We start from the raw sequence: 13,558 nt of genomic DNA, 5'->3' as shown, positions 1-13,558 counted from the left end.
AAACCGGTGGAAATCAGTTCCTAAAGGAATGGACCGGTGCGGGAATCCGCCCGCCCCGAGCCGCAAAGTCAGCGGAAGAAAACTGGGAAACTCCCATCACCGGCGCCCACCCCAACAGACCTCCGAAGTTGGCGCTGTCACCCACGCTCTTGCCCGGAACCGGGATGACCCGTACCGCAGTAGTCTTGCCCGAAGCGATACCAATCGCGGCTTCATCAGCGATTAAACCGGTAATTGTAGCGGGGGAAGTATCGCCGGGAATTGCAATCATATCCAATCCCACCGAACAAATCGCCGTCATGGCTTCGAGCTTTGCCATTGTGATGGAGCCGCGCTGCACCCCGTTAATCATGTTCATGTCCTCTGAGACAGGAATGAAAGACCCCGACAAGCCGCCCACCATCGAGCATGCCATCAACCCGCCCTTTTTCACCGCGTCATTGAGCAGGAACAGGGCGGCGGTAGTGCCCGGCGCGCCCACCGCGGAGACGCCCATTTCTTCCAAAATTGCCGCCACGGAATCGCCGACTTCCGCCGTGGGAGCCAGCGACAAATCCACGATTCCAAAAGGCACAGACAGACGCTGCGCCACGGTCTGCCCCACCAGCTGACCCATCCGGGTAATCTTAAATGCCGATTTCTTGATGGCTTCGGCGCATTCCTCGAAAGGGCGCCCCCGCACCGTCTGCAAGGCGCGCTGCACCACTCCCGGTCCCGAAATCCCTACGGAAATGACCGTATCGGGCTGGCTGACCCCGTGGAACGCCCCTGCCATGAACGGATTGTCACCCACCGCATTGGCGAACACGACCAACTTTGCCGCCCCAATCCCGTCAGCCGCGCCGGTTGCTTGTGCCGTATCCACGACCACCTGACCCATCCGCCGCGCTGCCGACATATTGATTCCCGTGCGGGTAGAACCGATATTGACCGACGAACACACGATGTCCGTGCTGGCCAGAGCCTCGGGGATGGAATCAATCAGCGCCAGGTCACTCTGCGTCGCACCGGCATCCACCAACGCGGAATATCCACCCACAAAGTCGACCCCGACGGCTTTGCCGGCGCGATCCAACGCTTGGGCAAAAGGCAGCGGATTCGAGGTACGGCAAGCGGCTGCCACCAGGGAAATCGGCGTGACTGAAATCCGCTTGTTGATAATCGGCACTCCGAACTCCCGCGACACCTCTCCAGCGGTCGCCACCAGGCGAGACGCGGCCTTGACGATGCGATCTTCGATACGGGCACAGGCGCGCTGCACGTCAGAATCGGCGCAATCCAGCAATGACAGCCCCATCGTGACGGTGCGCACGTCCAGTTTGTCCTCGGAAATCATCTGAATGGTTTCCATGATTTGTCGCTCGGTGTCTAAGCTCATTTGTTTTGCTCCAATAGGGGGTCAGAAGGGTTCCCGGTCATCTTCCGGGCGGGTACGGAATTCGTGGTGGGATGTTAGCAATTACAGGGTGTGCATCGCGTTAAAGATGGCCTCGGCTTGCACCCGGATTTCCAAGTTTTGAGCCTGTTCCACCGCGTGCATGGCCTCTTGCAAATTAGTCAAAGAGGTGGGGGTGTCATCCAGTTCCAGCTGCATAATCATCGTGAAGTACGAGCCCATCAGCGTCTGGGATACGTTGGTGATATTGGCTTTCTGGGTAGCGCAGGCATTCGCCACCGCCGCGATAATTCCGGTGTGATCAATCCCGGTTACAGTCATGATTGCTTTCATAGCTTAATTATGCCCTCCCTGGACCCTGCGGGGGTATCACGTGCGCTTGAATCCAACATGAGGTGCTGCGATGTTGCAAAAATGTCGATTATTGACCGTGTGGTGTGAAAGTTCTGGGTTAAATTAATGCCTCCGTCCTCACCACGTCCATGCGGCGCAAGAGGTGGACATGAAGATTATCCCCTGGGTATCGTTGGTGAATATCCTCTGGGAGAGCCGATGCGACGCTCTGACGCCACTACCACAGTGGCTCAGTCAGTTGTGGCTGGGGGCGCTGCCTGTCCAGATTCGTAGGGAAGGTAGGCGAGGCAGAGCATAGCTCGCCATGAGGACAAACTGAGAGGAAAGTGGAGCAACATGACGATTTATCGCGCAGACACGCTATTCGATGGCAACCAAGTGTTGGGACCCGGTGCGGTGCGGGTGGAAAATGATCGTATCGTGGAGGTCTTCAGCGGACCGGCGGTCGCACAAGTCCGGGCTGACATAGACTTTGGGTCGGCAATCCTCGCTCCTGGATTCGTAGACATTCATTCGCACGGTGGCGGGGGAGAGGCTTTCACCAACGGGGTTGAAGCAGCCCGTACCGTCATTGCTACCCACCTTTACGAGGGCACGACCTCTATCATGGCGAGCCTGGTCACGGACACTTTGGACCACTTGGAATCCCAGATTCAGCAGTTGACTCCGCTCTATGATGCCGGCGAAATTTTGGGCGTTCACCTGGAGGGTCCGTGGATGGCAGAGGAATACAAGGGCGCCCATGACCCCCAGCTGCTGCGCGACCCGGCTCTGGACGAAGTACAGCGCCTCTGCCAAGCCGGTCCGGTTAAGATGGTCACTCTCGCTATCGAGCGTCGTGGCGGGTTAGAAGCCGTGCGCTGGTTGGTGTCGCAGGGAATTATTGCTGCCCCCGGGCATATGAACGCTGACTATGACGTGATGAAAGCTGCCCTCGCCAGTGGCGCACAAAATGTCACCCACTTGTTTAACGCGATGAAACCGATTCATCATCGCCAGCCCGGTCCGATTGTGGCGGCTTTGGAAACACCGGGATTACCGGTAGAGCTCATAGCTGATGGGGTGCATTCCCATGCTGCCACCGTGCAATTCGTGTTTGCTGCCAAGGGGCGCGACACGGTTTTGGTTACTGATGCGATGGCGGCCGCGGGCGCCCCTGACGGGGATTACCTGCTGGGACCCCTGGAGGTAGAAGTGCGTGACGCGGTGGCGCGGTTGAAATCGAACGGATCTATTGCTGGCTCAACCCTGACTATGTCGCGGGCAGTCCGTTTTGCGACCTATACCGCAGGAGTGGATATTTGGATGGCGCTGCATGCTGCCACGGCTCGACCTGCGGCGGTGTTGGGCAGGACGGACATCGGGGTAGTGGCGCCCGGAGCCTATGCGGATTTGGTGGTCGAGTCGAGCGCCTTGCGGGTGCAACAGGTATTTCGCCGTGGTCAGCAGGTGAGGTGAGACGTCATGGGAGACTTAGTGGGATAGCGGGGAGCAACGGAAGGCAATCATTATGGAAATCATCATTAAACCAACTGCGGCTGAATTGGCAGTCGTTGCGGCGGAGGCAATCTGCGAGGTTTATGCGGACAATCCTGCTGCTGTACTGGGGGTGGCGACGGGTTCTAGTCCGCTGCCGATTTATCAGGAGCTGTCGCGTCGAGTACAGGCGGGAAGTTTATCCCTGCGTCACGCTAAGGCTTTCCAGCTCGATGAATATGTGGGACTGCCTCAGGATCATCCCGAGGCTTATCACAACTTTATTCGCCGCGAGTTTGCGAGCATCACGGATATAGACCCGAGCCAGGTATATGGAGAGGATGGCTTGGCTTCTGACTTGTTAGAGGAGTGTCGTCGCTACGAACAAGCCATTGTCGATGCCGGAGGAATTGATATACAGATATTAGGTATCGGGGTGGATGGTCATATCGCCTTCAATGAGCCGGGTACGTCCCTGAATTCCTTGACGCATCCCGCGGTGCTGACTGCCCAAACTCGCCGTGATAACGCCCGGTTCTTTTCAAATGACATCGACAAGGTACCCACTCATGCGCTGACACAGGGTGTTGGCACCATTTTGCGAGCCCAAAAAATTGTGCTTCTGGCTACTGGTGCGAATAAGGCTGACGCGGTTCGGGACATGGTGGAAGGTCCGGTTTCTATCTCTTGTACGGGTTCAGCTCTGCAGTTGCACAACAATGTTAAGGTTCTGTTGGATGAGGCTGCAGCTGCGAAGTTAGAACGCCAAGATTTTTATCGTGAGATTTACGCCAACAGACCCCAGGGGGCATGGTTGGGACTCTGAGTAAAACATACTTAGGTAAGTCTTATCTATAGAGCTGGTGTAGTTTTCTGGATAGACTACCAAACGTGGATTTTTCTGAACTGCTGCAAGCTCGCTACAGTGTGCGAGCTTATCTTGATAAGCCCGTCGAGCCTGAGGTTTTACAAGCCGTTTTGGATGACGCCCGCCACTGTGCCTCCTGGTCAAATACACGCGGATACGTGTTGGCAGTAGCTACGGGGGAGCGTCTGGAACGCATCCGCGCGGACTATGCCAGTCATGCGGAAACTGGATCAGGAATGCTGCGCGGTCGACTCTGTGCTTACCTGCGAGCGCTATGGGAGGGAAAATTGCCCCAAGCCGACTTTAAAACCTGGGGCAAATACCCTCCTGAGCTGCGACAACGTCAGGTAGCGAACGGAAAACGCTACTATACACACCTGGGGATTGAACGCGGGGACGAAACCGGCAGAGTCCAGCAGCTGCGCCAAAACCTCGAAATGTTCCAGGCCCCGGTGGGAATCTTCGTGTTCGTACACCGTGCGTTACTGCCCTTTTCCGCTCAAGATACCGGGCTGATGCTGTCTACCCTCATGCTGGCAGCTGCAAATCGGGGGCTCGGCACCGTCGCGATTGGAACTCTCGCAACCTGGCGGAAGCCAGTTGATAAGGAGTTTCATATCCCCAAAGATTACGGGCTAATCACCGGGTTAGCGATGGGTTACCCCGATCCGGATGCCCCCGTAAACGCGTATCGCGCTGAACATCCGCCGCTGACGCTTGCCGAGCCGCGCCACGTATGATGGAATCAAGCTGTCACACGATTCCACTATCAGTTGGCGCCATCGATTCGTTTGCACCTTTTCAATTTTTATGGCATTGTCCAGCGGCAGAAACATTTGCTTCCGCATCTCTGTGGATAAAAGAGGTGCTGGAAGTGGTTTGCGCTGGGGACACAAAGCTGGACGGATAAACATGTGCCGCCTAGAGCCATCCGGCGAGGATGAGCACCCCGAGCAGGATAAGCACACTCGGAAAGAGCACCGCCTCGAATCGTTCCAGAACCTCCGCGAGCCCTAAACGTCCGGTAATGAACCACGCCAGAGCCAACAGCGCACCAGCCAGCACCAGAAACACCGCGCAGAACATAGCGACTTGCCACCAGGCCGACAAGGCAAAAACCGGCAGATAAACACCGATTTCGTCGCCTCCGTTCGCGATGGTGACCAGGGCGACCGCGCCAACACTGACAGGTTTGCCTTCCAGCTTTGATTCGGCTGACTGTGCGTCCCTGGAATCGTTCGACTCCCGGCGTTCCAAAATTTCCCCAATGCCAGCTTTAACTCCCAGAATCAGCGGTATCAGACCCAACAGATGCAACTGAGCTTCGGGAATGACGAAACCGGATATCAGATTCAGGATCACGGTGGCTGCCAAAATAGCGCTGAAACCGAGGTATTGACCTGCGCAGATACGCAACGTTGTGCCGGGGCGCTGATGACCGTGGACAAACCATAAAGTCAGCAGTATCAAGTGGTCGATGTTAGTGACTGCAAAGAGCACCAATGCTTGGGCGAGAGTGGAAAGAATCAGGGAAGCGTTCACGTGTCAATTATCACCGAAAGGTGTTCAACAGATAAAGTCAACATCACCCGGCGGTAACCTACCGGCGACCGGTCGCACCGAACTTGTGCATCGGCCGAGGACGCCGAACCGCTCAATCGAGCCTGAGAGAGACGCTAACGGTAGCGGAACTTCGAATTTTACTAACTTTTTTGCACCTTTCGCTCCGGAGCCTTAGACTGGAGAGCGATAAAGCATGACGGAGGCGCAACCAACATCATTAACTTCCGACAGGGCGGGGAAATCCCATAGGGATGCCCGGGAGCGAAAGGGGAGGTTGCCGAGGATGTGAATCGTTCCCAAAGATTCACATCCGGGCGAACGGAAAATATCCGTTCGACTGTCGCTATCGCGGAGAGCTGTCATGACGCATACGCGCAAATGTATGGGGTCATGGAGCATGACCCCATTTTTGGTGTCATGTTCGAGCTTTCGAAAGTTGTTTGCAACGATTGAAAGGACAAATGATGAACAAGATACTGAGTGGTGCAGCGCTCTTAGCTGCGGCCTTTTCCCTCGCCGCCTGTGGAGCTGGTTCCCCAGCTGCATCTGGTGGAGACACCGCAATTCCCGGTTTGGAGGACGGAGTATTCACCGTCGGTATGGAAGCTGCTTACGCTCCCTATAACTGGGCACAACCCGATAAATCCAACGATGCGGTGCCCATCAAAGATTCCGCTTTGTACGCTAATGGCTACGACGTGATGACCGCAAAACAGATTGCAGACGCCAACGGCTGGAAACTCGAAATTAAACAGCTGGAGTGGGATTCCCTGATTCCAGCGGTGCAATCCGGTGAAATCGACGCCGCGATTGCGGGTCAGTCCATGACTAAAGAGCGCGAAGAAACTGTGGACTTTGCCGGACCGTACCTGTACGCCCGCATCGTCGTGCTGACCAAAGCGAATTCCAAGTTTGCCAACGCGAAGGGTTTAGCTGACCTGGCGGGAGGTCGGACCACCAGCCAAACTGGCACTGTTTGGTACGACACCTTGATTCCCCAAATTAAAGATGCCAAACGGCAGGCTCCCGCAGAATCTGCGCCTGCGATGCTGGTGGCTTTGGAAACCGGCAAAGTCGATTACGTGGTTACCGATATGCCCACCGGTCAAGGTGCTATCGCGGCATACCCGGATATGAAGATTCTGGACTTCCCTGATGACGGTGACGACTTCCAAGTTTCGGATGAGGACGTTAACATCGGTATCTCCGTCAAAAAAGGCAACACCGCCCTAAAGAATGCCATCAACAAAGCTCTGTCGGGCAAGACCGCTAAAGACTTCGACGCCCTGATGGCAGACGCGGTGAAGATTCAGCCCCAAGAGGATTAATCCCCCGCGGTACTGAAACACGTCAGGAGAGAAAATGCTGTGGACACTGTGGCAGGACATCGTAACCCTGCTGAATAAGTACGGTGGCGTGTACTTGACGGGTATCGTCAACACGGTACTGCTGGCGATTATCGCCACCTTACTGGGCTGCGTGATTGGGTTTGCCTGCGGAATCTTGAATACGATTCCTCACCCTTCTACCGATCCCTTGCTCAAGCGAGTTGTTTTGGCGATTATTCGGGGAATCATCCGCGTCTATGTGGAAGTATTCCGGGGCACCCCGATGATTTTGCAGGCGGTATTCATTTACTACGGTCTGCCCTACTTCACGAATAACGCGCTGCAGTTCCAATCCATGTGGGGCGTCTCGATTTTCGTCGTCTCCATCAACACTGGTGCTTACATCGCGGAATCCGTGCGCGGTGGCATCATCAGCGTGGATCCGGGACAGACCGAGGGAGCCAGGGCGATAGGCATGACTCACTTCCAGACCATGCTCTATGTCATCTTGCCCCAGGCATTGCGGAACTTGCTGCCGCAAATCGGCAACAATTTCATCATCAACATAAAAGACACTTCGGTCATGTTTATCATCGGTTTCTCGGAGTTTTTCTCGGTGCACAAGATGGTGTCGGGTGCTGTTTTCAAGTACTTCCCTTCCGCTACTATCGAGATGGTGGGATATTTGACGTTGACTCTGCTGTCCTCCTTCCTGTTGCGGAAGCTGGAAAAGAAGATTGACGGAGACGATGCCTACGAACTCTTGCCCGTTGCGGAGGGACAGGAGCAGCGCGATTACGAGTTAATGAACGAAGATCAGCTGGTGATGGCTGCTGGAAACTACACTTTCCGTGACCCTGCCAAACGTCAGTCACGAAAAGTCAAGCCTGCCAAGAAACCAGCGACAGGTAAACCAGCAGGTACCGAGGGAGGACAGCACTCATGAGTGAAGTGAACACGACTGACAACACCAGGGACGAAATCATCACGGTACGCCACCTCTCGAAGTCTTTTGGCACTCACGAGGTGCTCAAAGATATTAATTTTTCGGTGCGTCCTGGTGACGTGGCATCCATTATCGGAGCGTCGGGTTCCGGGAAATCGACTTTGCTGCGCTGCATCAACTTGTTGGAAACTCCCACTTCGGGCGAGATTCTGTATCACGGGACGGACATCCTCGATCATTCCATGAAAAAGGCGAAATATCGATCCAAAGTGGGGATGGTGTTTCAATCTTTCAACCTGTTCAACAACATGACGGTGCTTAAGAACTGCATGATTGGTCAGATGAAAGTCTTGGGTCGCTCTCGGGAGGAGTCGCGAGAAAAGGCATTGCACTACCTGGATAAAGTTGGGATGAGTCCGTTCTTAAACGCGAAGCCCCGGCAGTTGTCCGGTGGGCAAAAGCAGCGAGTGGCGATTTCTCGTGCTCTGGCGATGGATCCGGAAGTGCTGTTGTTTGACGAACCGACTTCGGCTCTGGATCCGGAAATGGTCGGTGAAGTCATTGCGGTGATGAAGCAGTTGGCTCAGGAGGGCATGACGATGCTGGTGGTGACGCATGAAATGGCGTTTGCCCGCACCGTCAGTAAGAACGTGGTGTTCATGGCTGATGGTGTCATCGCGGAACAGGGCGCTCCGGAACAGCTGTTCCAGCATCCGCAAAGGGAACGAACCCGCGATTTCCTGGCACGTTATCTCTGATTTCTCGAGGTCACATGTTAGCGGTGATTTTCCGCTAACAAAACTATTCCCTTATATACACCTCAGGAGTATAATTTTCGCATGGAACAGAAATTTATGGCGCTACGCGATTTCCGACCCGGCGCTTTTTTGCGGCTGCGCCGCAACGTGCTGGGCTTGACCCAGGCGGAGCTGGCAGGCATGTCCGGAGTTCCACAATCCCATATCAGCGCTTTTGAAAACCATAAGCGGCGTATTTCCGAAGCTGAGGAAACAGCTTTGGCTAAAGCGGTAAGCGTTCCGGCGCACACCCTGATGGGTATGAAACGCCATGTGGTGCGCGGGATTTTTTCGCGGCACGGCTATGATGAGATTTTCTTGTTTGGACCTGTCTCTACCGGTCAAGATGATGCGTTTACCCCGATTGATTTCCTGGTAAGCACCTCGAAGCCCCTGGGAATGCTGGATTTGGTTGGCTTGCAAAATGAACTCGAGAACGAGCTGAGCACCACGGTCTACCTGTCTATTGATACCGGACTGGGCAATGCCAAGGTCGACCGAGTTCCTCGCGAAGTTACGCGGCTTGATGAAAAGACTAAGTTCGAGCCTTTACTAGTGGATTTATACCGATCCGGGAATGTTTTTTCGCCTCGTGAGATTGAAGAATATCCCTATTTCCAAAAGTGGGGATTCCACAAATCCTTCTTCCCCTACGATGTCTCAGCTGCCCGGTGGCGTGTGGATGACATGTCTCGGACGTTGGACGTAGGCATGGGCATCGCCACCGGTGACCCAAAGGCTTATTTTGCCAAGACCCCGGCGGGGGTGCAGTCACGTTTCGCGGCGTATCACTCCATTTCGTTGCTGGTGGAATCGGCAGCAAAAATTCACTCCGATGTAAAGGAAGTCAACCCGGAAATCCCGTGGGCAATACTCTGCGAACTGCGTTATCGGTTGATGCAAACAGTAGACGAATTAGACGCCAGCATTGCCTGGACCACCTTGCACCAGGATTTCCCCAAAATTCTCGATGCCCTCAGTTCAATTACGTACCCTGGCAGCGGCACCGAGGAGACTGCGTAAGTGGAAGATAATGCCCGCGCGCGCGTTTTTTTGCAGCGTCGTGCTGCCGAAGAACACGTCGTGTTGCCGCCCCTGCTGAGGACCCCCCGCACTTGGCGCTGGCCCCTGCATAGCCCTCAGGGCGAACCCGCCGTGTACCCCGCTGACCCCCACCGCTATGCCCGAAAACTCGTTCGCTCTATGGGTGGTGTGCTCGCGCTTGGTTCCCTGGTGGCAGGACTAAACTATGCGCTATCGGTCAGTGTGCCTTGGGCGCTGGGAATGGTGTTGGATGCCGGGCTAGAACACGGCATGACCAGGGAAATCTGGATTCGGTTGGCGGTTCTCGCCCTGGTTATCCTGGGCGTGGCGCTGACTCAAATGGCGGGACAGCTCACTGAGATTGCAATCCAAATGACGGCGGTGGCGACTCCCGCGCGGGTAGCCGGTCGAAAGTTAGCTTCAGATGGGCGCGCTGTGAACCGAGAACTGGAATCCGGTGATGTAGTCACTTCGATGCTGACAGATGTGGACCGGATTGGCCGAGCGGCACTGTGGTTCCCCGAAATGGTGGGCGCTATTCTCTCCACCGTCATGATTCTGGTCATCATGTTTCGCGCTTCACCGCCGTTGGCTTGGATGGTACTAATCGGATTACCCATCGTATCGCTGCTGATAGGGCTGTTGAGCAAACCGCTGCAGCGGCGTCAAACCGAGAATCGCGATGAGCAGGGCAAACTGACGGAAATCTCGGCTGATGCGGTGGCGGGGCTGCGGGTCCTGCGTGGCATCGGCGGTGAGGATGTGTTCGGACATCACTACCAGAAACAATCGGCTCGGGTGCGTGACGCGGGGATTCGGGTTGCCCTGCCCGCGGCGTTGCTCGGCGTGCTGCGTTCGGTCATACCCATGCTGTTTACCGCTCTGGTGGTGGGTATCGGGGCGATTCTGTACTTTCACAATGAACTGTCAGTAGGCAGTTTGGTTGCGTTCTTTGGATTCTCACAATTTTTGCGCAACCCCATCGTGGTCGCCACCCGGTCGTTGGAAGAATTCACCAGAGCTTGGGTCGGGGTTCGCAAACTTGCGCGAATTCAAGGCGTTGCCTCCCTGGTGAGCGAGGATTTGGTGGATGTTTCCGGAGATGCGCCGCACCAAACTGCCTCATTGCCTGCGCAGTGGCAGGAAAAGGATTTTGTCTTGGCACATCTCACCGACACGGTTAGTGAGGTGACGGTGAAGCCGGGTTTGATTACCGGCTTGGTCTGCGCCAATCCGGACACCAGCGCCGCAACCGCCCGGCGGCTGGCGCGCCAAGAAGACAGCACCCAACCGACCCTTTTGATTGATGGAACCGACGCGAGGACGTTCCCCCTCGACCTCGTGCGCCGCGCCATCCTACTGTCAGACACCGACCCGCAGCTTTTTGCCGGAACTTTGCGGGATCAGGTGCGCGGAGCCAATACGCCGGTGCCGCGTGAACGGGGGGTGCGCGAACTCGTATGGCGTGACGTCATCGAAAACGCGACTCGGCAGGAGGACTCGCTCATCTTTCCCGAAGATGATGAGCACGATTCGCGATGGTTGGCAGCGCTGCACGTGGCAGATGCCGATGATGTGGTGGAATCTGTGAATGGCGGTCTTGACGGGGCAGTGGCAGAAAAAGGGCGCACTCTCTCCGGCGGTCAGCGCCAACGCGTCGCCCTGGCTCGCGCGGTAGCCGCCAATCCGGCGGTGCTGGTCATTATTGAGCCGACTTCCGCGGTCGATTCGCACACGGAATCGCGTGTCGCCCAGCGTTTGGCACAAGCGCGGCATGGGAAAACCACCGTCATTGTCTCGGCGTCAGTGCTGGTGCTGGAGCATTGTGATGAAGTCATTGTGCTCGACGATGCGGGGCGGGAAATCGTCCGCGGCTCGCACCGGGAACTTCGGGAAAGAGCTCGGACGGGGGATCCCGCGGTCGCTTCGTACCTGGCTATCATCAACCGCTCGGTGCTCAGTGGTGGTGAGCCGTCATGAAACTGCCTTTGGCCAGCAGAAAACTGGTGGTGCGTGGGGTCAAAGACCTGATTCACGACTATCGTGGCGCAATCGGGTCAGTGGTAGGGCTGCAGCTGGTGTCGTCCCTGGCGGGAGTGACCCTCCCGTGGCTGCTGGGACGCGTCATTGACCGTATTCAAGCCGGGACTGCCAGCCGCGACTGGGTCGGTCAACAAATAGTGATTGCCCTGGTAGTGGTCGCGGTGGCGGCGATATGTTCGTTCTTGGCAGAATACCGTGCCCGGGTGATGGGCGAGCGGATTTTTGCCCACCTGCGTGATGGCCTGGTCGATTCTGTCATTCACCTGCCGCTGTCGACCGTGGAAAGTGCGGGCACCGGGGACTTGGTGGGGCGCACCACGCGAGACATTGAACGCCTGCAATTCATGATTCGCCAGGGTATCGCGGCGATTCTGATGATTACCACAACGTTGGTGGTGACGTTTGTGGCGGCGTTTCTGACCTCCCCGCAATTGGCATTTGTGCTGCTCATTGGACCGCTGGGGGTGTGGTCGCTGATGGCGTGGTATTTACCGCGGACCGTTCCCGCTTATCGGTCCTCAGCCCGGTCTTGGGCGGATTTGTCCGGTTCGGTAGCGGAAACTCTGGATCAGGCAGACACGGTGGATGCTCTGGGGTTGTCAGGGAAACGGATTGCTCAGCTCGATGTCATTATTCGCGAAATCTGGCGTCAGGAGCGCTACAGTACCTGGATGCGTTCCTGGTTGTTCTTGGGAATTGTGTGCGCCACGCTGTCTCCCTTGATAGTTATCGTGTTGCTGGGAGCCTGGTTGGTGCCCAGCGGAGCCTTGACTATTGGGGCTGTTTCTACGATTGCGCTCTATGCCTATCAGGTTCGCGGACCGGTGTGGGAGGCGACTTTTTGGGTAGACATTTCCATGGAGGCTTACACGTCTCTGGCCCGGATTTTTGGTGTCGCACAAGTTGAGCCGGACCGGGAGGTCAACGCCCACGCGCCCGCCGGTGCGCCCGCGATAGTGGCCCGGGACGTCTGCTACGCCTACCATGCGGGGCAAAATGTGCTGCACGAAGTGTCTCTGGAACTTCGCGGGGGCGAAACGTTGGCGATTGTCGGACCATCGGGTGCCGGCAAGTCCACTTTGGGGCGAATGCTGGCGGGCATTCACCCGCCCACCAGCGGGTCCGTGACAGTTGGGGGAGTGCGGCTGGTGGACTTGCCCGAAAGCGAGCTGCACCAGCAAGTCGCTTTGGTCACGCAAGAACAGCACGTGTTTACCGGAACTATCGCCTCCAACCTGCGTTTAGCGCGACCCGACGCAAGTGATGAGGAACTGTGGTCGGTACTCGACGCGGTGGGTGTGGACTGGGTTCGCGGACTGGGCGGTACCGGGAGCCAGACCTCTGGCGCATCATCCGGTCCGGAGGGAAAATCACCGGCAGAAACGGAAAAAACCGGGCTATATGCGGAAGTCGGCGGTGCTGGAATGAAACTGAACCCGGCGCAGGTGCAGCAGCTGGCCCTGGCTCGAATCGTGCTGTTGAACCCGCACACCTTGGTGCTGGACGAGGCAACTTCCCTGATGGATCCCTCTGCAGCCCGCTCGCTGGAACAGTCGTTGTCGCGAGTGTTGGCAGGACGCAGCGTTATCGCTATCGCTCACCGGCTCTATACCGCCCACGATGCTGACCGAGTGGCAGTCATGATGGACGGGAGAATCGTGGAATTGGGCACGCACGATGAACTCGTCGCTGCCGGCGGTGAATATGCCTCACTGTGGGCATCTTGGCAGCAAGACTAGAGCC

12 protein-coding genes and 1 riboswitch are annotated in these 13,558 nt (G+C 56.4%); of the genes, 9 read left to right on the top strand and 3 right to left on the bottom strand.

What is annotated here, in order from left to right; translation table 11 throughout:
• Positions 1 to 13: 13 nt before the first annotated feature.
• Together HMPREF0576_RS05220 and HMPREF0576_RS05215 are read right to left on the bottom strand one after the other, a co-directional pair.
• Complete coding sequence (locus HMPREF0576_RS05220; RefSeq protein WP_004010997.1) at positions 14 to 1,378, bottom strand: PFL family protein; 1,365 nt, start codon at positions 1,376 to 1,378, stop codon at positions 14 to 16.
• 81 nt (positions 1,379 to 1,459) lie between these two features.
• Complete coding sequence (locus tag HMPREF0576_RS05215) at positions 1,460 to 1,729, bottom strand: ACT domain-containing protein (RefSeq protein WP_004009232.1); 270 nt, start codon at positions 1,727 to 1,729, stop codon at positions 1,460 to 1,462.
• Between the two features lie 357 nt (positions 1,730 to 2,086).
• On the opposite strand from HMPREF0576_RS05215, the gene nagA reads away from it, so the two are divergent.
• The 3 genes from nagA (at position 2,087) to HMPREF0576_RS05200 (ending at position 4,834) form a co-directional block, all read left to right on the top strand.
• The gene (nagA, locus tag HMPREF0576_RS05210; RefSeq protein ID WP_004010996.1) at positions 2,087 to 3,208 is read left to right on the top strand and encodes an N-acetylglucosamine-6-phosphate deacetylase; all 1,122 of its coding nucleotides are present in this window, start codon (positions 2,087 to 2,089) and stop codon (positions 3,206 to 3,208) included.
• 52 nt (positions 3,209 to 3,260) lie between these two features.
• Complete coding sequence (gene nagB, locus HMPREF0576_RS05205; RefSeq protein ID WP_004009234.1) at positions 3,261 to 4,052, top strand: glucosamine-6-phosphate deaminase; 792 nt, start codon at positions 3,261 to 3,263, stop codon at positions 4,050 to 4,052.
• Between the two features lie 65 nt (positions 4,053 to 4,117).
• Positions 4,118 to 4,834 (top strand): nitroreductase, encoded by a 717-nt coding sequence (locus HMPREF0576_RS05200; protein ID WP_004010995.1) that lies wholly within the window; start codon positions 4,118 to 4,120, stop codon positions 4,832 to 4,834.
• Between the two features lie 181 nt (positions 4,835 to 5,015).
• Here the strand turns inward: HMPREF0576_RS05200 and HMPREF0576_RS05195 are convergent, their stop codons facing one another.
• A complete protein-coding gene (locus tag HMPREF0576_RS05195; RefSeq protein WP_004010994.1) occupies positions 5,016 to 5,636 on the bottom strand; it encodes a cadmium resistance transporter in 621 nt (206 codons plus the stop codon).
• 210 nt (positions 5,637 to 5,846) lie between these two features.
• Positions 5,847 to 6,024, top strand: a riboswitch (Lysine riboswitch).
• Between the two features lie 97 nt (positions 6,025 to 6,121).
• Here HMPREF0576_RS05195 and HMPREF0576_RS05190 point away from each other — a divergent pair.
• The 6 genes from HMPREF0576_RS05190 (at position 6,122) to HMPREF0576_RS05165 (ending at position 13,554) form a co-directional block, all read left to right on the top strand.
• Positions 6,122 to 6,985 carry a transporter substrate-binding domain-containing protein gene (locus HMPREF0576_RS05190; protein WP_245527342.1) on the top strand — a complete coding sequence of 288 codons (864 nt, stop codon included), beginning with the start codon at positions 6,122 to 6,124 and terminating at the stop codon, positions 6,983 to 6,985.
• Positions 6,986 to 7,019: 34 nt separating this feature from the next.
• Complete coding sequence (locus HMPREF0576_RS05185; protein ID WP_004010993.1) at positions 7,020 to 7,931, top strand: amino acid ABC transporter permease; 912 nt, start codon at positions 7,020 to 7,022, stop codon at positions 7,929 to 7,931.
• Positions 7,928 to 8,689 carry an amino acid ABC transporter ATP-binding protein gene (locus tag HMPREF0576_RS05180; protein WP_004010992.1) on the top strand — a complete coding sequence of 254 codons (762 nt, stop codon included), beginning with the start codon at positions 7,928 to 7,930 and terminating at the stop codon, positions 8,687 to 8,689. The genes HMPREF0576_RS05185 and HMPREF0576_RS05180 overlap by 4 nt, the downstream gene beginning before the upstream one ends.
• 81 nt (positions 8,690 to 8,770) lie before the next feature.
• On the top strand, positions 8,771 to 9,751 hold the full coding sequence (locus HMPREF0576_RS05175; RefSeq protein ID WP_004010991.1) for a helix-turn-helix domain-containing protein: 981 nt from the start codon (positions 8,771 to 8,773) through the stop codon (positions 9,749 to 9,751).
• Positions 9,752 to 11,752: an ABC transporter transmembrane domain-containing protein gene (locus tag HMPREF0576_RS05170; protein ID WP_004010990.1), complete on the top strand. Its 2,001-nt coding sequence runs from the start codon at positions 9,752 to 9,754 to the stop codon at positions 11,750 to 11,752.
• Entirely contained in the window at positions 11,749 to 13,554 is a 1,806-nt protein-coding gene (locus HMPREF0576_RS05165) for an ABC transporter ATP-binding protein (RefSeq protein ID WP_004009240.1), read from the top strand. Before HMPREF0576_RS05170 ends, HMPREF0576_RS05165 begins: the two co-directional genes overlap by 4 nt.
• Positions 13,555 to 13,558 lie beyond the last annotated feature (4 nt).

It is taken from the genome of Mobiluncus holmesii ATCC 35242 (genome assembly GCF_000185445.1).
Lineage (GTDB): Bacteria > Actinomycetota > Actinomycetes > Actinomycetales > Actinomycetaceae > Mobiluncus > Mobiluncus curtisii.
Note: the sequence above shows the minus strand (reverse complement) of the source record. Positions and strands in the feature narration are given on the sequence as shown.